A 20675-nucleotide genomic window follows, 5' to 3' on the forward strand; every position below is an offset into this window, starting at 1 on the left:
TAGCTATGGCTATAGCCACTTATTCGCAGCAGCCACCTTGTTGCAAGGGGATCACTGTTACGTCGTTGACGACATTTGAATCAATTAGTACCCATACTTGAACGCCACCATTGGACTCTTGGCCTAATTCCACAGCAAGCCCAACGAGTTCTTCACCGTCAGGTCGCGTGTAACTCAACAGCTCAACCCGAGCAGGTTCTTTGGCAATGGACATCAGCATCTCTAAAAGCAGTTCAACGCTGATCTGAATCCCTGCATCGTCAGAAGGGAGTCAGTGGTGTTACCAGCGCCCAATGGCTGTGGATCCATTGGATGGAGGTCTTGGGGACTCCAAATTCACCTTGACGGCGACCATAGGGACAGCACCGTTCAAATGAGTCACTGACAGCGACCAAATGAGCTGCAGGAGAGTTGTGGCGCTCTTCACCACCAATCCAGTGACCATTAAAAAACCCCATCTTTCGACGGGGTGAAGAGTGAATGCAAAGCGTGAACGCAAAACGTGCATTCAACCCATTTCTCTTCCCCACAGGAATCAATGGAGCCCAGCCAACTTGCTTACACCAGTCATACTTTCACCTCACGGAAGTTGGTGGAGTAAGGGAAGCGGTAGCCAAGCTCCATCTCCTCCAGCTGTTCTTCAGCCAGATAAAGGCTGCGGGTGAAGAAGCACAAATTCTCGCTATTACATACCAAAAATTTACCGTCGTCGATTCTTTGAATGGACGAACCTCGTGGGGTCTGAGCAATCAGATCTTCTGAAGCCATTGAACTTGCCAAGAAAGCCCCTTTGTCATGGCTTTAATCATCAAAGCCATGGCGTTACAACGCTCACAGTTCGCCAATTTTCCAGCCTATGGAGACCAGCCCCATAGGTGCGACAAAGAGAATTCAGCGAACTATTGGTAGCAATAGATACTCAAGTTAAGCATTGAGAAGAATTTCTTAGCATCACCAGCAAATAAGCTAAAAAAAGTCTCACCGAAAATAGGCAGCATGAAGTGGCTTCTCTCAAAACTAGGGCTGTTAAGACAAGAAAAAAACACCCAAACCTTGAAGAGAGACGTCTCCTTCCTCAAAGCCTCGGCCAAGTCCAATACAATTAGTTGCGAATGGGGCTTGAGAAAGCAGACGCAGCAATTAATAAGTCAGAACCAAGGCACGACGTTAATGATAAGAATCAGAGATGCATCAGGCGATGGAACTATTGCTAACAAATCCATTGAAATTGGACTTCATGCCACGCAAGCCCAGATCGACACCCCTTTTCCAAATGGCCTAATCCTTCTCGAGCTTGGCTACAAAACACCGGAAGGCGACTTCATTACCCTTGAATATAGATTTATAGACCTTGGACCTAAAAAATGCACGACGCCGGAATTAACGAATTGGTTTACGAATGAATCAAAGAATATTCACCAAGAAATGTACGACTTAGCGACCCGAGGAGTGACACTTGGAGGATCCGAGCGAATAAGAGTCGATCAGCAAACCATCAGCCAATAGCCATAACTATGCGAAACCTCGCCATGACAACCGCCCCATAACAACCGCGTGCACGAGGCTTTGGGAGTCAGTCAGATCCAAACCCTTTCTTGGGGGCTTTGCTGATCTGAGGCCTAGGCTTATTACTTTTTGACATCACAACTGCATCATCCTTGAATATCTTACCTTCAATCCAAACCGTCAACGCATAAACAAGTATAAGCGCTGGAACAAGAATTAGCCATTCGTTCTGAAATTCGTAAGGAATTTGTCTAACACCAAATACAGTTAGATACCCTGTAGCCAGCGTGAGAATGAGGCGTCGAATGGTGCCAGAGTTCAACTGTTTCAAGCCAGATCCTTAATGCTACCAACTAGATCCAACCTCAGCATCTATCTATCTCTGATCTCATATTAATTTCATTTTCCGTGAATCAACTCGCCTAAACCCTGCACATTCCTGGAATGTCATCACTGAAATCAGCTCTGCCCACTTTTAATTGCTTAATCTGCTCCAAAGCAGGCATTACTGCTGCATTCATATGGCTTCAACTTGAAGTCACATTTTGAGCCTTCACTCTTTTCACTTACTGACTTAGAAGCAAATCTTCCCCAAACAAGTTAATCATTAGGGATTTCCCACTCCATTACTGGGTTGTGCTCAGTAAGCCGCGTCAAAAACTTCTCATTTCTCTTCACGAGATTTTTTCACGGCTAAGCCGGCTTCAACCGCTGTTCCAGCCGCCAGAGCGATTAACCCAACCAGGCCAACCAATTGGTTTTGAATGTCCTGGGCACCCTCTGCTCCTTGCCCAAGCACTGCCCCAAGCACGAACCAGGTCGTGGCCAGAGCAGATGTAATCCAGTAGGCCCTCCAGCGGCGCTGGTACAGGTACCCGGCGCCTAAACCCGGCACCACGTTCAAGGTGACGGCCACCCAGCCTGCTGATGCGGCGAGGATCTCTCTCTTGGTGGGTGCCATATCGACAAATGTTTCTAAACATCATTGCGGACTTCTACACCTGCCGTGCGTCGTGGCGCCCTTAACCGGGAACGCGACCTGCTGCTGGAGATCTGGCGTGTGCGCACGGAAGAGCAACCGATGCATCAGCTATGCGCACAGATCTGCGCACAGACTCCGACAGATCAGCTGCAATAACTAGAGAACAAAGCCGCTACGCCAAAAGCCTTGAACGCTGGCAAACAAAACAAAAACGAATCAACTTGAAACTCAGACAGTGGACTCACAGACAAGACCCAGTCAAAAGACATCCACCTCAATCACCTCAAGAGCTATCAACATCGATCGCTATACAAGGGCTGCCAATCCCACGCCATAAAGAATTCCACTGCACAGCAGACCCAGGAGCCAAGCCACGGATCGAGCGATGGGAACATTGAAGAGATAGGCACTGATGTAAGCAACACGTAGCGCTGGATGCGCCAAAGCCACCGCAACGGTGATGGACGGAAGGGTTTGTCCGTTCAAAACAGCAACAACAGCAAGCAGTGCCGCAGGTGCATGGATCGTGAAGGCTTCAAAACTGTTTTGCTGTGCCCAACTAGCACGCTTTCCCCACGCCGGAAAACGATCAAACATGGAACGAAGAGCCGCCAGATCCTTGATTTCAAGCCTTGCGCTGAATCGAGCGAGGTAGAGGAGGAGGATGCTGATCAGCAGCGTGGCTAACGACAGCACCAACGACCACAGATAAGGCGCGGCACTCGCAACAGTCGATTGCGACAAATCTGAAATCAACATTCACAAATCAAGCCTTCTTCAATGCTAAAGACTTTAGGCACAAAAGCAACTTAATTTGATGTCTCACGAAGGCTTGCGATGAACGCCGCCACGCAAATACCCCATATCACTCCTTTAACAATAATCCCATTAATATCTTCAATGGGATGATCTGGCCGAAAAGTCGCCCCACGAAGATATGCTTCTAGGTGCGCAAAGAAGGGCACGAACATTCCTCCTGCCGAATATCCCCAAGCACCAGCCAAATAAATCGTGGACTGTGCAAGCTTGGCAGTGCATGCAGCAGCAGCAAGGATCAGCAAAACTCCCGACCCATAATCCTCAAGCATCGTTGTTGCATTGATCGCAAAATAATCAAGGCCTCGACGTGCTGTTTCTCCAAGAATAAATATTGTTCCCATGGCGTAGGCCATGGCCTGAGTGCCCTTCATACATTCATTTGATTCAAATTTCATTTTGAGGGCTGATGCCGAATTGTGCATGCAGCTCACGTTGTACAGCTGCATTGTTCGAGAACAATCCGATCGTTCCCTGAACTAGAGACCCAAAGTTGTTCATCACCTGAGAGGAAGACTCACTGAAGAGGAATGGATTCAGGAGCTGCTGCGCCAACGCAGCAACCAGTCCTGCCCCAGCGGCTCGCACTGGTGCCATCCCCCCTGAAGCACCTCATCCATGGCGCTGAAGTCCAGCTCCCCCAGAGGAGTGCGGGCTGCTGTGCCCCCCATCAGCTTCGGTGCCACCACCGCCGCAATCTCCTGCACACAGCCCTGTCGGATCGCCGCGGCCGCCAACTCGGGGCCGCATTCCCACAGCACTTGGTTGCAACCGCGCTGCGCCAGCACCTCCATCAGCTGCAACGGATCACAGACCGAAAGCCCAAGCCCCTCTGGGCCGCATGGCAGACGATTGGGATCAGCATCGGGCCCATGGGCCACCAGGGTCGAAGCCACCGCGGTGTTCCAGAGCTGCGCCTGATCCGGTAAGTCCAAACTGCGGCTCAGGACCACCCGCAGCGGTTCCGGTGAACGCCTGCCCCGGCTGGTGAGTAACGGATCATCGACGCGAACCGTGCCGCCCCCCACGATCACAGCATCCATGCCACTGCGCAGCAGATGCACCCAATCACGCGCCGGTGGGCCGCTGATCCATTGGCTAGCGCCATTGGGCAAGGCGGTGCGACCATCCAGGCTCATGGCCCACTTCAGAATCCCGAAAGGCCTGCCGGTGCGCACGCGATGCAGGAAAGCCCTGTTCTGCTGCAGGGCCTCGTCGCGCAGCACTCCGCTGATCACCTCCAGGCCAGCCTCACGCAGTTGGCGAATCCCCCCCCCATCCACACGAGGGTCTGGATCCTCAAGAGCAACCACAACACGACGGATACCGGCTTGCACCACCGCCTCACTGCAGGGGGGAGTGCGGCCGTGATGGCAGCAAGGTTCCAAGGTCACCACAAGGGTCCCTCCACGTGCCGCAGCGCCGGCTTGCAGCAGGGCACCCACCTCGGCATGGGCTTCACCGGCCCGCGCATGAAACCCCTCGCCGACCAGACGCCCATCCCGATCCAGAACCAAAGCCCCCACCAGGGGATTGGGGCTGGTGTGACCTTGGGCAAGGGCAGCCAGGGCCAGCGCCCGCCGCATCCAGATCTCCCACATCAGCTGAGGGGAAGTTCCTGCAGCGAGCGCCATTCACCAACGACGTAGGGAGGTACGGGCAACTCGGTGAAGACTCCCGGCAACGCCAAGCGAAGCGGCCGGTTGTTGCTGAGATCGTTCAGCAAGGGATCGAGGGCAAATTCAGCCGCCGCCTCACGACCATCCGTGGCCAGCACCGGATTGGCCATGGTGATGTCATCCAGCAGCCATTCGCGTCGACCCGCCAGCACCTGAAGACCCACCGGGTGATCCAGACGCAATCTTCCGGGATAGCCCACAACGCGCAAGACAACTGGCTGACCAGGAGGCCCCTCGCGATAGGCCACCGCCTGCCAGCTGTCGTAATCGAGATCCCGCAGGCTCTCCAGAGAGCGCACCATGGCGACGCCGGTCTCACTCTCGTGTTGGTGAACCTGGGCCCAGGCCATCCCTGGCGTGAGCAACAACAGCCCAAGAGCGGCCATCAGACAACACAGGAGACGGCGCATACCGGAAAAATCAGTCAGAGAATTCTCACAACAAATCATCCCAACAGGTGAGTTTGACCAACAATTGACCAATGAAGCTCGACTTCAACTCAGCTCGGGGCCTCGGCGCGACCCTCCGAACACTCGGCTTTGAGATGGATGTGGCTCAATTGAGCCAGGGCGCTCTCGATGGAGTCTTCCACCTGGGTGGTTCGCGGCAGCTGCCGGTCTTGTCGATCCAGACCAATCAAGACCTAGTGCTTCACGGCAACAGGCGCCCGGGGATGTTGCCCATCAGCTTGAACACCACCGATCAGCAGCCGGTGGTTCGTGGCGAGGAAACTCATCCGGGCTCCCTTCATGGTTTTCATGCAGGCCTGACAGACACTTTTTTTCTGCTTCCGTCAGGGGCTCACATCCAGGTGGCGCTCGTCTCGCAGACAAGGCTTGAACAGCTCGCCACCACCACCGGCGACCACCAAGTGATTGAGGTCATCCATGGTTCCAATTCCGCCAACCTCCACCCCCAACGGTTTCAAGAAATCAGCGCGTTAATCCAGGACCAACTGATGGGAGTGGCCCAGGAGGATCTGGTCGAGGTCGCGATGCTTGAAGCCTTGACACCGCATGAGCTGAAGGGAACAGCGAGTGGTGAACTCGGCGTGGGGACCGCCCTAATGAAGGATCTGGTCAGATGGGGGTTCGAGAACAGCCGCCAGGCCATCACGCTTGACGATCTAAGCGCAACGATCTTTGCCTCACGTTCCTCCATCGTTCAGCACTGTCGTCAGACCTTCGGCACCGGTCCCATGGCGCTGCTCAAACAGATCCGGCTCGCTCAGGTGCAACACGCCCTGGGAGAGCCGGACGTGCAACACGCCATCCGCTGTCGAACCGTGCAAGAGGTTGCCTCCCATTACGGCTTTCAAAGTCGCAATCACTTCGCTCGGGATTACCGCAACCAATTCGGAGAATCCCCAAGAGCGACACTTCAACGGGCATCCGATCCGGGGATTGGACTCCAGTCGGTCTCGGTCGCCCAGAGCCCCCAGATGGCCATGGCCCGGAGGTAATGACAGGCCCGGTAGGTGTTCACAGCAGTGATGGCTTCAGGGGTGCGGAACTGCAAGCCGCCGGAATACACCTGCTCGACCACCGCGGAGCAGATGGCTTCCGCCGTCTGCTTCTCGCCCATCAATCGGTAGTAGCTGGCAATCCCGAAGTTGATCCCCGTCCACACCTCCAGGGGGTGGGTGCCATTGGGATCCAACGGAGTGCCATCCCGGCGTAAGCCGTTGGCTACACCAAGGGATCCGCCATCAAAGGCCTCGAAACAAGCCTCTTTGACAGCCTTCAACGTGCTGAGACTGTTGCTGTCACTCACCACCGGCGGAAGACCTAACAAGCGTGCGTAGAAATCTCCGCAAAGCTGATCGGCCATGACCACCGGCGTGCCGCTCTCGGCATCGATGTCGTAGTACTCGCCGTTCCAGAGCAACTTGTCGAAGTTGCCACGGGATTGCTCCAACCAACCGCTGAATTGCTTCTGCTCGGCTGAGGTATCAAGACCTGTCTTGAGCTGCAGAGTCTGGGCAATGGCAAGAGCAGCCTCGAGAGCCGCGATCCAGAGGGCACCGCAATAGGCACTCACCCCCTTCAGAGGCCAGTCATCGAAGGTCTGATCTGGAGCACCGCCGTTGTCGGGCAATCCATCATCGTTGACGTCGAAGGTCTTGAGGTAGCGGAGAGCCTCGACAGCCGCCGGCCAGCAGTCGGCCAAGAAACGAATGTCTTCACCGCTGGGCGCCAGCTTGAACGTGCGCCAAACCTGCAGAACAAAATCACTGCCGAGATCTTTCCAGAGGTTGCAGTCCTGATAAGCGGTGTAGTTGGTTGCATCCCAGGGAATCTCGTTGGGAGCCCCCAGATCATGGGGCGTGGCTCCCTTCACCTTGCGGTCTGCCTCCACCCGGCCTTTGCCCTGGGTGAAATACCAACCGATCGGCCGCTGCGTGGCATCCGCCGCCGGAATCGCCCGGGCAAAACTGCGCAACACGGCCTTGTCGAGCTCGGGCCAGAGCTGCAGCAACGCAAAGGATCCATAGAGACGAACATCAAGACTCTCGTACCAGGCGTAGTCGAGGCACTCCAAAACGCCGAAGCGGCCGTGGGGATCATCGGGTGAGGCCGCGCTCCAGAGACTGCCGCCACTGCAGAGGTCGTAGAGCTCATTGAACAGAGCCATCCGCAGCGGTTCCGGCAAGTTCTGGCGTTGCAGCACCGGCTGCTGCCAGGCCTCGATCTGCTGGCGCCACGTCTGCCAGTCGCGCAGCGCTTCAGCCGCAATGGCAACCGCCTGGTTGCCATCAGCACCGAAGAAGTCGGTATAGCGGCGCAGAGCTTGGCTGCCGGTTGCAAAAGCCGTCACGGGAAGATCCCAGCTAATCACCACCGGGATCTCGATGCTCTGCCCGGGAGCCAGCTGACACTGCACCGCCAGAGCCGCGCTGAGGGGATCATCGGATCCACTGCGTCGATCGTTGTTGCTCTCGGGGATGGAGCCATCGGCACTGAAGCTGTCCCACAACTCACGGCCATCGCCGCTGGGATTCCATCGGCTACAGCGCTGGACGGTCACACCCGGCTGCTCGGCCGTGGCGATGCACCACTGCCCCTCGCCTTCGGCGACGGGTTTGGAGACGTTGCCCTCCAGCACCACCCCCTTGAGGGAGCCATCCTCAACGCAACGATTGCGCTGACCGTTGGTCATGCCGATGGCCGGGGCGTAATTGTGCTCGGGGCTTCCGTCATCGCGGAAGTGAACCTCGGCCGAGGCATCGGTGTTGGTGAACCAGCCCGTGGTGTTGCGCCAACTCAACAACAACGACAAATCCAGAGGCTGGTCGGTGGGATTGCGCAGCGTCCAGACGAACACCGCGACCGGATAACTGGTGCGCTGATAGTCCCCAGGCAGGATCGGACTGAAGGCCTCACATCGCACCTCGGCGTCATAAACCCCCTCGTAGCTGGTCCAACTCAGCGGGTAACGGGCGGCGTAGGTGCCGGTGCTGCGTTCCGGCGTGCTGGCCGGATACCACTCCCAGGCCTTTAGGGGCTGGCCAGCCTCCGGACGCGACGCATCCTGATGGGGCTGAACCGCCAGGGCATGAGCCCGCTTGCCCCGACCATTCCCCTCAAACAGAGCGAACTGGCAGTCGGGTAATACACCGAACCAGTGCTCACCACCATCGAGGTGCCAGAGGTTGATGTTGCCGTCGGGGGCACGACCGAAGCAGCCCGCCCCGAAGCCCCCAAGCGGCATGCCGTGGTTGGGCCCGTCATCGAGGTTGCTGGCGTAGCGAACTGTGTAGGGCTTATCCCAGCCCAGGCCGAAGGGATGGCTCCAGCAGGCCTCCGGTGGTTGCCAATTGGAGGTTTTGGCGCCGCGGCCCAGCAGGGAGTTCAGAGCGGACCAACCGAACGAAGCCATGCAGGGGCCGAGAGTCGCCCCAGATTGCCAGGTTTACCGCGATCAGCCAGCGGTTCAGATCAGCCCGTGGACAAGGGTGATGGATTGTCCTCGGCGTCGAGCAGGGCATCCAGCGTGACCGCCGTGCGAACCAAGGATTGGTAACGCTGGAGGCTGCGCCGGTTCTGATCCAGCCAACGACCGGGGGCCGCCCCCTCAAGGTCGGGCTGATCAGGATCGAGCAAGGGGAGATCGTCCTCCCGCGCAATCAGGGCGATCACAAGTTCATGCAAACGCTGACGGCGATCGTGGGATGGGGTCATGCCACCTCCATCAAGTCGTGCAGGCGCTGTTGCGCTTCAACGGGCAGGGGCACAGGATCGGCGATGTAGCTCCGAGCTTGGGCAATCCGAGCCTGAATCGGTGCCTCCGCCACGAACCAACTGCTGAGCCCAAGTTCGTCATAAATCCGCTTCACCGCCGCAAGGGGTTGGCTGACCAGCGTGTCGTAGGGCAGCTCAATCAACTGACCCTGAGGGATCCGATGCCGAGACGCCTCAAAGGCCTGGAGCAGCTGGCGATGGGCCGCCACCGTTTCCTCCACCTGGGTCACGGCATCGGGCACGGGCTGGAGCCCCACCAAGCCACCCAATCGCTGCTTCACCTGAACCAGCGAACGGATCGAAGCCTGCGGATCACGAGACAGCACCACGAACCGCGCCTTGGGGAAATGCCGCAGCACCAGCTCCACCCGGGCGGAATGAGCACTGTTCTTGATCAGCAGACCAGTCTTGCCCGGGCCGTCGTGGAGCCAGGTGAGCTTGGTGAAGAGCAGCCACTCTCGCTCAAACGCACGGGACAACCCCAGAACGTTGCGACGGAAAAACCATGTGTAGGCCTGTGGGAAAGCCATCCCCGCCATGTTGGTGTCCATGGTGAGTCGTGCCAGACCAACCTCATCTTCCTGGGGATCGTCCGGTCCCCAGGGCACCGCATCGATCGGCCGCTGCCGCGTCATGAACGCTTTGAGTACCGAACGAATCCAGGGTTTGAGCAGCAACGCCACCTGCGGCGCCATGGTCAGCGAATTGCGTGCCGTCGCCAGCGTGGGATCAGAGGCCAGCAACTGATGCAGATACGTCGTGCCACTGCGCCAGTGACCAATCACCACAATCGGATCATCCGGGAGCTCAGCCTTGTGCAAACGATGTGCAAAAAGCCATGACTGCACCCAAGCCAGGGGCTCAACCATCAGCCCACTGATCCCCATCACCAAGCTCACCCTCCAGCAGGAGAGTGCCGGGCGACGAAGCTGCAAGCCTCGAAGCAGCACCGCAGGGCGGACGAAGCCTCCAGCAACCAAGCGATCCCACAGCAAGTCTCCCCGTGCCATAGCCCCACAAACCCTGACACCAGAATGACGGGATGATCGATGTGATCGGTACCGACGCGGGGGCTCCAGCCTCGCTGCCCGCTCCACAGCAGAAGCTGCTGCGGACTGCCGCGCTGATTGCTGCGCCACAACGGTTGCAAGCCGCTGTAAGGGAGTGGCTGGGGGACGACCTGCAGGAACTGATCAGCAGCGACGACCCGCGGGCTCTCGTGGGCAGCCTGCAATCAAGACCGGCGGCACAATCTGTGGTGGTGCTCGCCAGCGGTGATCCGCTCTGGTTCGGCCTAGGGCGCATCCTTTGCGACCGCATCGGTGCGGAGCGGCTTCGGTTTCATCCCGCCCCCACATCGCTGCAACTGGCCTTCGCCCGCATCGGTCGCCCCTGGCAGGACGCCGACTGGGTCAGCCTGCATGGACGGGACCCCGAGATCCTGGCCAGCGCCTTGCAAAAACGACCGGCGGCCGTGGCGGTATTGACGGACCCCAACCAGGGTGGCGCTAGCACCGTGCAGCGGATGTTGCGCAGCAGCGGCCTTGAAGCCAGCACAGACCTGTGGCTCTGCGAAAACCTCGGGCACGCCGATGAGCGGGTGCAGCAGATCGCCCCAGGCACGGCCCTGCCGGAGGATCTGCATCCGCTGCTGATTGCACTGCTAATCGCACGGGAACCCGCCGTGCCGGATCTGCATGAGCTGCCGTTGTTCGGGCTCGATGACGGGCTCTACCTGCAGCACAGCGATCACCCCGGACTGATGACCAAGCGGGAGGTGCGCGTCCAACTGCTGGCCGAACTCGCCTTGCCTGAGCACGGCGTGCTCTGGGATCTGGGGGCGGGCACCGGCAGCGTCGGATTGGAAGCTCTGCGTCTGCGTCCACAGCTGCAACTGCTGGCAGTGGAACGGCGCGCCGGTGGCGCTCAACTGATCCAGCGCAATGCGCAACGGCTCGGCGTCAGCCCCGCAGTAGTGCTGGAAGCAGACGCCATCCAGGTCATGAATGGCGCCCTTCCCAAGGAGCTCAGCCATCCAGATCGTGTTCTGCTCGGAGGCGGAGGGGCGCAACGGGAGCGCTTGCTGCAGCTGGTTGTGGAGCGTCTGCGGTCTGGAGGCGTTGTCGTGATTCCCCTGGCCAGCCTGGAGGGGTTAGCCAGCGTTCGGCCCCTGCTCGAGAACGCCGGGTTAGCGGTGCGCGTGCAACAGCTGCAGGCCTGGCGAGGACAACCACTAGGGGACGGCACACGCCTGGCTCCGATGAACCCAACCTTGATCGTGACTGGAACGAAGCGGAGCTGAAACAGCCTCAGTCCGAAGACATAACGGCTCAATCTGAACCGGATCTCCGATGTCAATCCCAAGGCGTTGAGCCTCCCCCGCACCGATTTCGATCACCGCATCGACAAAATCGGCTCGTCCGTTGCCATCCGCATCAGCGGCGTAGGAGCGACAAGGCAACGCAGCACAGGTTGGAACAGCCCGGACCAGATCGAGCACGCGTCCATCTCGCACAAAGATCATGTCCAGAGGAGCGAGGGTGTTGAACATCCAGAACCGCTGCGGTTGAGGCGTGGAGAAGGGGAACCACATGCCCCGCAAAGGCGGCAGGGCCGGCCGTTGCACCAACCCCAGCCGCTGCTGCTCCGAACTGCGGGCCACCTCGAGATCGATGCAGCGCTGGTTCTCCACACACCAGCGGGCGGCAATCGGCAGCCACTGTGGGGGCGGCTCAGAGGGCAGAGCATCCATGACCGCTCAAGCCTCCGGCAACACCTGGCCAAGGCAGTAGCCCCGGCCGCGCACGGTGTGCAGCAGACGGCGCTCACCGCCGGCCTCCAGCTTCTGGCGCAGATAACGCACGTACACCTCAACGACATTGCTACTGGACCGCTCCCCTTGCCAGACCTCCCGGAGCAACGCGTCGCGACTCAACACCTGGCCCCGCCGCCGCAACAGCACCTGCAGAAGCATGAATTCACGGGCCGTCAACGCCACCACACGCCCTCCCCGGCGCACCGTTCGGCTGGTGGGATCAACGCTGAGATCATCGAGCTGAAGCAGCGCCGGGCGCTGACCCGACCGCTGCTGAATCGTGCGGTGCAAGCGCAGACGCAACAACAGATCGCTGGGCCCGATCTCCGACAGCCAGAAATCGTCGGCGCCGGTTCCAAGGCAGGCGGCGCGTGCTTCAACGCTGTCGCGTTCCAGGTCCAGCAGGATCGGCATGGCCCCGAAACGGTTGCGCAGATCCTGAATCAAAGCGGCCTGATCGGCCGCCAGCACGGCAGCCACAGGGGATTCACCCGGTTCAGGGGCATGGGCCGAAGGCCCGGCACTGAGCCAGTCGAGGGTGGCGTAGCCGGATGCAGCCAGACGGGGCGCCAGGGATATCGCCGACGGGCCTGCCAACAGCAACAGGGGATCAGCGTTCATTCCCGCTCAGGTTTAGCGATGTGGGGCAGACCCCAACCCAGTTTGTTGCGCAGCACCTGGAAGAACTCATGGTCGGCGAGGCGCACAAAGCGCACGGGATTGTCGCTACGACGAATTAACACCCGATCTTCGGGCCAGACATAGCAACCAGCACTGCCGTCCACCACCATCATCAGGCGCTCCGGCGTGGCCGGAAACACCGTGACAGGTTCGCGGTCACTGAAGACCAGAGCGCGGGACGCCAGGGAATGGGGCGCGATCGGGGTGAGTTGCAGCACCGGACAATCGGGCGTGATCACCGGCCCACCGGAGCTGAGGGCATAGGCCGTGGATCCCGTCGGCGTGGAGAGGATCACACCATCGGCAGCAATGTCCACCGGGGCATGACGACCAATGGCGATCTCGAAATGACACATGCTTGTAAGCGGCTCACGATGCAGCGCCATTTCGTTGAGGGACAGCGCCTCCCAGCGGCGCTGATCACCCCGCATCACACTCACCACGAGGTTGCTGCGTTCTTCAATCGTCCATTGCTGGGTGAGCACCACTTCGAGGGCCCGGTCGAGATCGTCGAGATAGGCCTCCGCCAGAAATCCCAGATGACCTGTATTGATCGTGAGAATCGGGATCCCGACAGGGGCGGTCTGACGCGCTGCGGAGAGAACCGTGCCGTCACCACCGAGCACGATGGCCAACACCATCGATTGGTCGAAACCCTGAGGCACGCAGGCGCCGTAGCCCCTCAGACGTAGATGCTGATCGGGATTGGCAAAGCCAACCATGCCCCCAGAGCTGCTGGCGCGCTCCACGGCATGGCCGGCTGCCTCCAGGCGCTGCTGAATGGTGTCCGCCGTCTGCACCGCCAGCGGCTTGCCGTCATTGACGATCAGTCCGATCCGGGGCACTGATCGCAGCCTGTAAAGAACAGGTTCAGCTTATGGGACTTGGCATGCGCCCATCCGTCCGTGATCTGGATCGAAACGCTGCGCAAATTTCTTTTTCTCCCTAGACCAAAAAAAACGTATTGACGTCCATGAAAGCCTTCAAAACGCTTGGACAGGTCCTCGCCCTGAGTGCACTGGCTCTTGGGACCGCAACTGGATCTGTCGAAGCCCGAGGGCATTCAACCTTGAAAGGGCAGATCTCTTTGAAGGGTCAGCCCGTGAGCGACTCATCCATCACCCTCTGGCAAACCCAAGCCGGGCAATCCCCCAAACAACTGAGCACCCATCGCTCGAACAAAAGCGGTGCGTTCAGTGTCAACGTTCGAGCAACGCAAGGGGTCGTCCACTATCTCGTGGCCCAGGGGGGCGACATCGGCGGATCCAGCGCCGACCAACTCACCATGCTCACGGTGCTCGGCGGAGATGAGCATCAGCAGGTGGCCATCAACGAGCTCACTACCGTTGGTTCGGTTTGGCCCAATGCTCAGCTGCTTGAAGGCACAGCTTTGGAAGGGAGCCAAAGCGCCTTAGCGATCGGATCGAGCCAAGTGGAAAACCTGGTGGACCAGAGCACAGGACGCTTTGGCGCGACGTTGCTGAAGAGCACCAACCTGCTGAATTCTGAGACTGCAGCTCGGATGAATGTGCTCTCAGATCTGATTGCTCTGTGCGGGCAACCGACGCAATCTCGAGCATGCGATCAGCTGCTAACACTGACAAATTCAGAGAACACATTATCGGCGATGACATCCATCGCCCAACAACCCTGGAAGAACGCCGGAGCGCTCTATCAGCTGTTCCAAAGCTCTTACCCGGTCAACAAAGCGACACAGCTGCGCACAACTGCAACCGCTCCCTATTTGCTGTTTCAACCCAAAAGCTTTTCCCTCTCCCTGGTTTTTAACGGTGGCGGTGCTTTAGGGCTCGGGAAGTTGATGTTTGATGGCAAAGGAAGCATGTGGAGTGGAACCAACTGGATGCCGGGATCTCAATCCGGCGTGGTGAACAACATCGGCGGAGGTGTGACCCACTTCGGCCCCGGTGGCACACCCCTCTCGCCAGCGATTAGCGGTTACAACGGCCAAGGCATCAACGGTGTGGGCTGGGGGACTGGCGTCTCAGAAAAATATGCCTGGGTTGGTGCGTTCAACAACATGGTTGGGGTGTTCGACCTCAAAGACGGCAAAGCCCTCGGGCCAGCCACCATTGATGGGGAAGTGGGTCAACTTCAGGGCGTCGCCACAGCCGCCAACGGAGATGTATGGATTGCCGACAACACCGCAAACCACATGATTCATTTCCCAGGTGGCGATTACACCCAAGGGGAACGAATCACAATTGATGGCCTCCAAGCACCCTTCGGTGTTGCCGTTGACGCGCAAAACAGAGTGTGGGTGAGCAGCAGTTACAACAACAAACTCACCGTGTTTCCAGGGGACACTCCTGATCAGGCCAAAACGATCGAAGTGAACCTTGGGGCACGTGGTGTTGCCGTTGACTCAACAGGGCACGTGTGGATTGCCCAGCAATCCAATTCTCCTCAAGGAGCACTACCTCCAGGCGCGAAAATGCCGCCCAACATCCCGGCCAATGCACCACAACCCAAGACCATCATGGAGGAATTTGAGGCCGGTGCTGAATACCTTTTGACCAACCCCAACATCACGCAAACTGGCATGGTTGGGTTGATTTCACCCGACATGAAAGTTCTCAAGCAGGACATCGCCAAAGGCACCGCTTATATCCCATGGGGTGTGACAATCGACGGCAATGACAATGTCTGGGTCGGCAATTTATATGGTCAAAGCTTGACTCACATCTGCGGCGTCAATCCCGCCACATGCCCCGCAGGAAAAACCACCGGGGATGTGATTCACAACTACCAAAGCGGCGTTATTCAAATGACCACCGATGTGATCGTTGATGACGCTGGAAATCTCTGGAGCGCCAACAACTGGTTCGATGGTGAAGTCGTGATCAACCCCACCTACAGGGGTCGCACCTCCACATTTGGAGGGGGGCAGGGATTCGTTGTGACCTATGGCGTTGCCGGACCGGTTCAGAACCCCCTCATGGGTCCTGTGCGCAAGCCACGCTGATGGCTTCGTTGGCCTCAATCGTCAGATTTCTTCCGTTCCAAACCCCGATGCGTCTCAACCGCCTGCTTGGCCTCGCCACTGCCTGTTTACTTGCTCCGCTTGCACTGCCATCTACCGCAGAAGAAGCCGCAGACAAGGACAACGACACCCGCGTGTATGTGGAGGCCTACGGGTTCTTCCCCCTGGAAACCCACTCCAAAACCACACTGGACAACAACAGCACCAAAGAAACGCTGGATCTCAGCGATGTGTTGGACATGCTCACCGGTGTGTTCAGCGGCAAGGTGGCTGTTGAGAAAGGGCGGTTTGGCCTGCAAGCAGGACTGGACCATCTCAGCTTCAGCACATCCGAGACGGTCTCGTCCTGGAACAGCTCGAACCCCATTCAGAACGAACGCCACCCGCTCCTGCCGGAGCGGAGGGTCAACTCCAAGGGAACGATTAAGTCGGTCACCGACACCGAGCAAACCATTTTTGATCTAGCCCTGCGCTACCGCGCCGGTGAGATTCAAAAGCCAAAGATGACGCCAGGTTCGGTCAGCTTCATTGGCTTTGCAGGGATGCGATTGATCGACGCCTCATTGGACATGGACGTGTCGTTCAAAGACGACGTCACCGTCGAGGGAATCCTTCCCTCAAGGCAGCTTCAACGCGACATTGCCGATGCAGCCAGTGAGACGTGGCACAACACCTGGGTGCAGCCCCTCGTTGGCATGAACACCACCCTTGCTCTGGGTGAAGACTGGCAAGCCTTCCTGGCCATGGATGCCGGTGGTTTTGGGCTCAACGGAAAACAGGATCTGTCAGGAACCATCGAGGCGGGTGTGGCCTACGCCCTGGGCAATTCCGCCCAGATTTCCCTGGCCTATCGCTACTTCGGGATCGACTACTCAGCCCACAACGGACGCGACGCCTACTCCTCCACACAAAACGGGGTTTCAATGGGATTCCGCTGGTTGTTTGACTGAGCTTTTATCCAGGGAGACCTGAGTGTTTATCCACTCACGGGGCTTAATGGGCTTTTGGGTTTGATGTGGCCAACCCAGCGGATCACCAAAAGAACCAGGGTGAACACAAGAAAAGGTGCATAGAAATCAGCTGGCCCTTTCTTCACATGGCTCACATACGTGAGGGCGAATTCAGCCCAAATCCAATAGGAGCCAATCACGTGCAATCGCTTCCAGTGCTTCATGCCCATCCATCGCTGGGCCGCATTCGTCGACGTCAGGGCCATCAAGGCAATCAACAGATACGCCACACCCCCAACCAGCCACTTCCCTGCGGGCTGCTCACTCAGGAATGGATCCGGAAAATCCAGAGACATCGCAAGGATCAAGGCCAGATGAATCGCGTGGGACGACGCGAAACTCAACCCGATCCAGCGCCTGTTTTGAAGCATCCACTGACTCAGGGATGACGGCCAGAGGCGTTGCACACTCGAAGCCACAAAGGCCATCGAAAAGAGAACCAGGGAGCTACGTCCCGTTGCATCGATGCCTGCCGCGACTGACGTTGACGTCCAACGAGAGACGCCGAAATGCAGCGCCAGACCCGCCACAATCGCGAGCGTCGCCAAGGCGGTCAGTCGCCAGCCAAGACGTGCCATCGACTCTCCCCTAAATCTCTTTTTTAAACACGCTGTTCAGCGTTGCCAACGGCAAGTCGAAGACAGCACCGAGGAGAGCAGGGAGCGGAGAAAAGCTTGGCTCTGTTCGAGCTTCAGAGTCAGCGCCTCTGAAAAACAGTATTTACCCCTCAGAACTGCTCGAGGAAACGCAGATCGCTGGTGTAAAGCCGGCGGATGTCATCGATGCCGTGACGCACCATGCAGAACCGCTCCACCCCCAGACCTGCAGCAAAACCGCTGTAACGCTCAGGATCCAGCCCAAGGCCTTCCAGCACAGCGGGATCGACCATGCCGCAGCCCATCACCTCAAGCCAGCGGCCTCTCCACTGCACATCCACCTCAGCTGAGGGCTCAGTGAAGGGGAAGTAGCTGGCCCGGAAGCGCACCGGCAGGTCTCCAAAAAAGGCCTTGAGGAAGGCCATCACCGTGCCGCGCAGATGGCTGAAATCCAGCCCTTCATCAATGGCCAGTACCTCCACCTGGTGGAAGACAGGCGAGTGGGTGGCATCGACGGCGTCCCGGCGATACACGCGCCCGGGAGCCACGATGCGCACCGGCGGCGGATTCTGTTCGAGATGGCGGATCTGCACCGGTGAGGTGTGGGTCCGCATCAGCAGGTCAGCCCCGAGATAGAAGGTGTCCTGCATGTCCCGGGCTGGATGATCCTCGGGGATGTTCAACGCGGTGAAGTTGTAGTGGTCCTGCTCCACCTCAGGCCCCTCAGCCACGCTGTAGCCGAGGCCCAGGAACAGATCGACGATCTCTTCTGTCGTGGTGATTAGGGGATGGCGATGCCCCATCGGCACCCCTGAAGCCGGAGCGGTGACATCCAGAATTTCCTTGGCAATCCGCTCCGCCATGGCCACCTGCGTCACGGCTTCAAGCCGCTCGCCCAACAGTGTCTGCACCTGCGTTTTCAGCACATTGGCGCGCTGACCCACCAGGGGGCGCTCCTGACCCGGCAACTTGCCCATGGCACCCAGCACACCGGAAATGCGACCTTTCTTGCCCAGCAGCCCGACCCGCAGCTGCTCAAGCGCAGCGGCATCGGCCGCCTCGGCGATCTCGGCCGCAGCCTGCTGCTCGAGGGCATCGAGTTGATCGGTGAGCTGCTGCAGGGTGACCGGTGCGCTCACAGGGACGTGTCTGACAGCTGCCGACTGTAAGCAGCCAAGCCGCTTAGGTTCACCGCAGTGCAAATACGGCCATGGCCCCGCTGCGGATCCTGATCAGCAACGACGATGGGGTCTTCGCCGACGGCATCCGAACCCTGGCCGCTACTGCGGCAGCCCGTGGCCATCAGGTGACGGTGGTCTGCCCGGATCAGGAACGGTCCGCCACCGGCCATGGCCTCACCCTGCAGACGCCCATCCGTGCCGAGCGAGCCGACGAACTGTTTGCTCCAGGAGTCACCGCCTGGGCCTGTAGCGGCACCCCTGCCGACTGCATGAAGCTTGCCCTGTTCGAATTGGTGAAGGAGAAGCCGGACCTGGTGCTCTCCGGCATCAATCACGGCCCCAACCTTGGAACAGACGTGTTCTGTTCCGGCACCGTTGCAGCAGCCATGGAGGGCACCCTGGAAGGCATTCGTTCGCTTGCGGTCAGCAGCGCCTGCTTCCAATGGCGTCAATTCCAAGCCGCCGCCGACCTGGCCATGGAAGTGAGTGAACAGGCCATCGAAGACCAGTGGCCCGAAAACCTTCTGCTCAACCTCAACATCCCCCCCTGCTCCAGGGAGGAGATGAATGCACTGCGCTGGACCCGTCTCTCAATCCGGCGTTACGACGAGCAATTCAGCCGCCGGGAAGACCCCCGTGGCCGCGCCTACTACTGGCTGGCCGGGGAAGCGGTGCAGGATTTGGAATCGGCCGGTGAAGGCCCCCGGGATTGGCCCAGCGATGTGGCCCAGATCCATACCAATTCCCCTTCCCTCACGCCGATCCAACCCGACCTGTTCTGGCGGGGGCCACTCAACGGCCTCCCAAATCTCAAGCTCAACGATCAGCTGGTGCGCTAGATCGACTTTCCAACAGTTGCTGACAGGGAGTCAGAAACTGTTTAGCGCCTGGAGGACAACAGAAAACGTCCCAAAGAATCAAGCCAGACAGACGATTACAACCAACAGCGTTCTGCACAAACGAAAGGGGATCGATGAGAGGCATCGACGCACAACACAACTGAACTGGGAAAGAGTTGACTGAGCAGACAAGCCGCAGTGCGTGCAGAACTCAAAGGCCTTTCACAAGGACTTAAGCCAGATGTTTTGCCATGACTTTTGACTTCTCATGGGTGCAAACCGATCAAGTGGCTTGCACCCAGGATTGGCTGAAAAGGTCAGGTCAAAGACCAAGGAACATTGCAGGGATTCGGTCGAGTGCGTGAATGCCAAGCATTTGTGACACTACATTCACGAGCATTCCAGCGAGGTGAGCACCACCCACGAGAGCCAAACCACGCCACAGCTTTTCATAATTTGCGGGTGGCTTGCCTCCCAGCCACGCAGCAGACATTTGTACATATTCTGGCGCCGGCGGCACATGAATAGCAATGGATACTCCGCCAGCAAGATTGCTACGGAGCAAGCTATCGCTCCCTTTCGATCGATCACTGCTTGCAAAACCTTGCTCAAGAGCCGCAATTCGAACAAAGTTTTGCATCGACATTCCACTTGCAGAAGTGAACGATCGAACATAAGGAATCACATGATCCCCAAAGACTTCTGTGTATTCAGCAGAATCAATAATGGAGTCAATCAGCCCATCGAACCCATGCTCAGCTTGGATTGCAGCTGAACTAATAATTTCTTGCTGATTAAGAGGTGGTCGGCCAAGCAAATGCTTGAAATTCAACTCAATCCCTCTGTACGCAGAAACCTTTAAGAAATAACGGGATTTATACAACTCACTCTTGGCGAGATGACGAACAAACTCTCGAGCACAAAGACGTCCGTCGGCGAATTCTGCTTCAAGCGAATCACAACGCTCATAGGCCATGACATGTGCATTACCCAGAACCTGCCGGTATGCGGCATCAATACACTCGCGCAGAGCCTCTCCATCTGACGGAGAAAAACGATCAAACGTCACCCGATGCGGACACTCAACATGGTCCCTTGGGCCGATACCAATACGCATCTGTGCACACGATTGCCTCAGATATTCGGCATTCGTCAGAGCGGCTGGGCTCATCCCCCTGCGGGCCTGAGACGACGCAAAACCAACGTCCATTGACTTGGACTCAGCGCCGAACCTGTACTTGGGTGAGAGGGAAGCGTTCATTTAAAGCAGAATTACTGAAAGCCTTTGCCAAGCAATTGCGAGCACGAAAGACCGTTGACGGCGCAAC

Annotated in this window: 24 protein-coding genes; 7 read left to right on the forward strand and 17 right to left on the reverse strand. The window is 58.2% G+C overall.

Annotation, left to right across the window (positions count from 1 at the left end):
* Nucleotides 1–19: 19 nt before the first annotated feature.
* Both FZZ92_RS06945 and FZZ92_RS06950 read right to left on the reverse strand, forming a co-directional pair.
* Nucleotides 20–220, reverse strand: coding sequence for a hypothetical protein (locus FZZ92_RS06945; protein WP_226422894.1), 201 nt, complete (start codon nt 218–220; stop codon nt 20–22).
* 347 nt (nt 221–567) lie between these two features.
* The gene (locus FZZ92_RS06950; protein ID WP_115023659.1) at nt 568–768 is read right to left on the reverse strand and encodes a hypothetical protein; all 201 of its coding nucleotides are present in this window, start codon (nt 766–768) and stop codon (nt 568–570) included.
* Nucleotides 769–996: 228 nt separating this feature from the next.
* Between FZZ92_RS06950 and FZZ92_RS06955 the strand changes: the two genes are divergently transcribed.
* Nucleotides 997–1506, forward strand: a complete 510-nt coding sequence (locus FZZ92_RS06955; protein WP_226422895.1) for a hypothetical protein — start codon at nt 997–999, stop codon at nt 1504–1506.
* 67 nt (nt 1507–1573) lie between these two features.
* Here FZZ92_RS06955 and FZZ92_RS06960 read toward each other — a convergent pair whose 3' ends face one another.
* Entirely contained in the window at nt 1574–1828 is a 255-nt protein-coding gene (locus tag FZZ92_RS06960) for a hypothetical protein (RefSeq protein WP_226406498.1), read from the reverse strand.
* Between the two features lie 342 nt (nt 1829–2170).
* Nucleotides 2171–2467, reverse strand: a complete 297-nt coding sequence (locus tag FZZ92_RS06965; RefSeq protein ID WP_226397820.1) for a hypothetical protein — start codon at nt 2465–2467, stop codon at nt 2171–2173.
* A 45-nt stretch (nt 2468–2512) separates the two neighbouring features.
* Between FZZ92_RS06965 and FZZ92_RS13125 the strand changes: the two genes are divergently transcribed.
* Nucleotides 2513–2644 carry a hypothetical protein gene (locus tag FZZ92_RS13125; protein ID WP_255614156.1) on the forward strand — a complete coding sequence of 44 codons (132 nt, stop codon included), beginning with the start codon at nt 2513–2515 and terminating at the stop codon, nt 2642–2644.
* Nucleotides 2645–2794: 150 nt separating this feature from the next.
* On the opposite strand, the gene FZZ92_RS06970 is transcribed toward FZZ92_RS13125, so the two are convergent.
* The 4 genes from FZZ92_RS06970 to FZZ92_RS06985 form a co-directional block, all read right to left on the reverse strand.
* Nucleotides 2795–3247, reverse strand: a complete 453-nt coding sequence (locus FZZ92_RS06970) for an MAPEG family protein (RefSeq protein ID WP_226422896.1) — start codon at nt 3245–3247, stop codon at nt 2795–2797.
* 50 nt (nt 3248–3297) lie between these two features.
* Entirely contained in the window at nt 3298–3729 is a 432-nt protein-coding gene (locus FZZ92_RS06975; protein WP_226422897.1) for a hypothetical protein, read from the reverse strand.
* Between the two features lie 111 nt (nt 3730–3840).
* Entirely contained in the window at nt 3841–4905 is a 1065-nt protein-coding gene (gene ribD, locus FZZ92_RS06980) for a bifunctional diaminohydroxyphosphoribosylaminopyrimidine deaminase/5-amino-6-(5-phosphoribosylamino)uracil reductase RibD (RefSeq protein WP_226423010.1), read from the reverse strand.
* Nucleotides 4905–5393 carry a DUF3122 domain-containing protein gene (locus FZZ92_RS06985; RefSeq protein ID WP_115092858.1) on the reverse strand — a complete coding sequence of 163 codons (489 nt, stop codon included), beginning with the start codon at nt 5391–5393 and terminating at the stop codon, nt 4905–4907. Before FZZ92_RS06985 ends, ribD begins: the two co-directional genes overlap by 1 nt.
* 71 nt (nt 5394–5464) lie before the next feature.
* Here FZZ92_RS06985 and FZZ92_RS06990 point away from each other — a divergent pair, with 71 nt between their 5' ends.
* On the forward strand, nt 5465–6445 hold the full coding sequence (locus FZZ92_RS06990) for a helix-turn-helix transcriptional regulator (protein ID WP_226422898.1): 981 nt from the start codon (nt 5465–5467) through the stop codon (nt 6443–6445).
* Here the strand turns inward: FZZ92_RS06990 and FZZ92_RS06995 are convergent.
* From FZZ92_RS06995 to FZZ92_RS07005, 3 genes are read right to left on the reverse strand one after another with little or no spacing between them, the layout of a single operon-like run.
* Entirely contained in the window at nt 6364–8862 is a 2499-nt protein-coding gene (locus tag FZZ92_RS06995) for a GH116 family glycosyl hydrolase (RefSeq protein ID WP_226422899.1), read from the reverse strand. The genes FZZ92_RS06990 and FZZ92_RS06995 overlap by 82 nt on opposite strands.
* Before the next feature lie 59 nt (nt 8863–8921).
* A complete protein-coding gene (locus tag FZZ92_RS07000) occupies nt 8922–9164 on the reverse strand; it encodes a hypothetical protein (protein WP_115092861.1) in 243 nt (80 codons plus the stop codon).
* Nucleotides 9161–10234 carry a sulfotransferase gene (locus FZZ92_RS07005; RefSeq protein ID WP_226422900.1) on the reverse strand — a complete coding sequence of 358 codons (1074 nt, stop codon included), beginning with the start codon at nt 10232–10234 and terminating at the stop codon, nt 9161–9163. Before FZZ92_RS07005 ends, FZZ92_RS07000 begins: the two co-directional genes overlap by 4 nt.
* A 32-nt stretch (nt 10235–10266) precedes the next feature.
* Here FZZ92_RS07005 and cbiE point away from each other — a divergent pair, with 32 nt between their 5' ends.
* The gene (cbiE, locus tag FZZ92_RS07010; RefSeq protein ID WP_226397827.1) at nt 10267–11526 is read left to right on the forward strand and encodes a precorrin-6y C5,15-methyltransferase (decarboxylating) subunit CbiE; all 1260 of its coding nucleotides are present in this window, start codon (nt 10267–10269) and stop codon (nt 11524–11526) included.
* On the opposite strand, the gene FZZ92_RS07015 is transcribed toward cbiE, so the two are convergent.
* The 3 genes from FZZ92_RS07015 to FZZ92_RS07025 are packed head-to-tail and all read right to left on the reverse strand — an operon-like array spanning nt 11458 to nt 13565.
* On the reverse strand, nt 11458–11976 hold the full coding sequence (locus tag FZZ92_RS07015; protein ID WP_226397828.1) for a DUF192 domain-containing protein: 519 nt from the start codon (nt 11974–11976) through the stop codon (nt 11458–11460). The two genes, cbiE and FZZ92_RS07015, sit on opposite strands and share 69 nt — an antisense overlap.
* A gap of 6 nt (nt 11977–11982) precedes the next feature.
* Nucleotides 11983–12660 carry a winged helix-turn-helix domain-containing protein gene (locus tag FZZ92_RS07020; protein WP_226397829.1) on the reverse strand — a complete coding sequence of 226 codons (678 nt, stop codon included), beginning with the start codon at nt 12658–12660 and terminating at the stop codon, nt 11983–11985.
* The gene (locus FZZ92_RS07025; RefSeq protein ID WP_226397830.1) at nt 12657–13565 is read right to left on the reverse strand and encodes an NAD(+) kinase; all 909 of its coding nucleotides are present in this window, start codon (nt 13563–13565) and stop codon (nt 12657–12659) included. The genes FZZ92_RS07020 and FZZ92_RS07025 overlap by 4 nt, the downstream gene beginning before the upstream one ends.
* Nucleotides 13566–13822: 257 nt before the next feature.
* Here FZZ92_RS07025 and FZZ92_RS07030 point away from each other — a divergent pair, with 257 nt between their 5' ends.
* Together FZZ92_RS07030 and FZZ92_RS07035 are read left to right on the forward strand one after the other, a co-directional pair.
* Nucleotides 13823–15703: a hypothetical protein gene (locus FZZ92_RS07030; protein WP_350223196.1), complete on the forward strand. Its 1881-nt coding sequence runs from the start codon at nt 13823–13825 to the stop codon at nt 15701–15703.
* A gap of 47 nt (nt 15704–15750) precedes the next feature.
* Nucleotides 15751–16671, forward strand: coding sequence for a hypothetical protein (locus tag FZZ92_RS07035; protein ID WP_115024291.1), 921 nt, complete (start codon nt 15751–15753; stop codon nt 16669–16671).
* A gap of 26 nt (nt 16672–16697) precedes the next feature.
* Here FZZ92_RS07035 and FZZ92_RS07040 read toward each other — a convergent pair whose 3' ends face one another.
* Nucleotides 16698–17309 carry a ferric reductase-like transmembrane domain-containing protein gene (locus FZZ92_RS07040; RefSeq protein ID WP_226422901.1) on the reverse strand — a complete coding sequence of 204 codons (612 nt, stop codon included), beginning with the start codon at nt 17307–17309 and terminating at the stop codon, nt 16698–16700.
* Nucleotides 17310–17458: 149 nt separating this feature from the next.
* Nucleotides 17459–18466 carry a phenylalanine--tRNA ligase subunit alpha gene (pheS, locus tag FZZ92_RS07045; RefSeq protein ID WP_226397832.1) on the reverse strand — a complete coding sequence of 336 codons (1008 nt, stop codon included), beginning with the start codon at nt 18464–18466 and terminating at the stop codon, nt 17459–17461.
* Nucleotides 18467–18537: 71 nt separating this feature from the next.
* On the opposite strand from pheS, the gene surE reads away from it, so the two are divergent.
* Complete coding sequence (gene surE / locus FZZ92_RS07050) at nt 18538–19347, forward strand: 5'/3'-nucleotidase SurE (RefSeq protein ID WP_226397833.1); 810 nt, start codon at nt 18538–18540, stop codon at nt 19345–19347.
* Nucleotides 19348–19669: 322 nt separating this feature from the next.
* On the opposite strand, the gene FZZ92_RS07055 is transcribed toward surE, so the two are convergent.
* Nucleotides 19670–20416, reverse strand: a complete 747-nt coding sequence (locus tag FZZ92_RS07055; protein WP_226422902.1) for a phycobilisome rod-core linker polypeptide — start codon at nt 20414–20416, stop codon at nt 19670–19672.
* Nucleotides 20417–20675: the final 259 nt, after the last annotated feature.

The organism is Synechococcus sp. MU1611 (assembly GCF_020514255.1).
Classification (GTDB): Bacteria; Cyanobacteriota; Cyanobacteriia; order PCC-6307; family Cyanobiaceae; genus Parasynechococcus.

Bases quoted from the DNA above. Each gene is read 5' to 3' on its own strand.
- FZZ92_RS06965 (WP_226397820.1), bottom strand. From the start codon at position 2,467: ATGGCACCCACCAAGAGAGAGATCCTCGCCGCATCAGCAGGCTGGGTG.
- FZZ92_RS07015 (WP_226397828.1), bottom strand. From the start codon at position 11,976: ATGGATGCTCTGCCCTCTGAGCCGCCCCCACAGTGGCTGCCGATTGCC.
- FZZ92_RS06955 (WP_226422895.1), top strand. From the start codon at position 997: ATGAAGTGGCTTCTCTCAAAACTAGGGCTGTTAAGACAAGAAAAAAAC.
- FZZ92_RS06975 (WP_226422897.1), bottom strand. From the start codon at position 3,729: ATGCACAATTCGGCATCAGCCCTCAAAATGAAATTTGAATCAAATGAA.
- ribD (WP_226423010.1), bottom strand. From the start codon at position 4,905: ATGTGGGAGATCTGGATGCGGCGGGCGCTGGCCCTGGCTGCCCTTGCC.
- FZZ92_RS06970 (WP_226422896.1), bottom strand. From the start codon at position 3,247: ATGTTGATTTCAGATTTGTCGCAATCGACTGTTGCGAGTGCCGCGCCT.
- FZZ92_RS06995 (WP_226422899.1), bottom strand. From the start codon at position 8,862: ATGGCTTCGTTCGGTTGGTCCGCTCTGAACTCCCTGCTGGGCCGCGGC.
- surE (WP_226397833.1), top strand. From the start codon at position 18,538: ATGGCCCCGCTGCGGATCCTGATCAGCAACGACGATGGGGTCTTCGCC.
- FZZ92_RS06945 (WP_226422894.1), bottom strand. From the start codon at position 220: ATGCTGATGTCCATTGCCAAAGAACCTGCTCGGGTTGAGCTGTTGAGT.
- cbiE (WP_226397827.1), top strand. From the start codon at position 10,267: ATGATCGATGTGATCGGTACCGACGCGGGGGCTCCAGCCTCGCTGCCC.
- FZZ92_RS07000 (WP_115092861.1), bottom strand. From the start codon at position 9,164: ATGACCCCATCCCACGATCGCCGTCAGCGTTTGCATGAACTTGTGATC.
- FZZ92_RS07005 (WP_226422900.1), bottom strand. From the start codon at position 10,234: ATGGCACGGGGAGACTTGCTGTGGGATCGCTTGGTTGCTGGAGGCTTC.
- FZZ92_RS07040 (WP_226422901.1), bottom strand. From the start codon at position 17,309: ATGGCACGTCTTGGCTGGCGACTGACCGCCTTGGCGACGCTCGCGATT.
- FZZ92_RS06950 (WP_115023659.1), bottom strand. From the start codon at position 768: ATGGCTTCAGAAGATCTGATTGCTCAGACCCCACGAGGTTCGTCCATT.
- FZZ92_RS07035 (WP_115024291.1), top strand. From the start codon at position 15,751: ATGCGTCTCAACCGCCTGCTTGGCCTCGCCACTGCCTGTTTACTTGCT.
- FZZ92_RS06985 (WP_115092858.1), bottom strand. From the start codon at position 5,393: ATGCGCCGTCTCCTGTGTTGTCTGATGGCCGCTCTTGGGCTGTTGTTG.
- FZZ92_RS06990 (WP_226422898.1), top strand. From the start codon at position 5,465: ATGAAGCTCGACTTCAACTCAGCTCGGGGCCTCGGCGCGACCCTCCGA.
- FZZ92_RS07020 (WP_226397829.1), bottom strand. From the start codon at position 12,660: ATGAACGCTGATCCCCTGTTGCTGTTGGCAGGCCCGTCGGCGATATCC.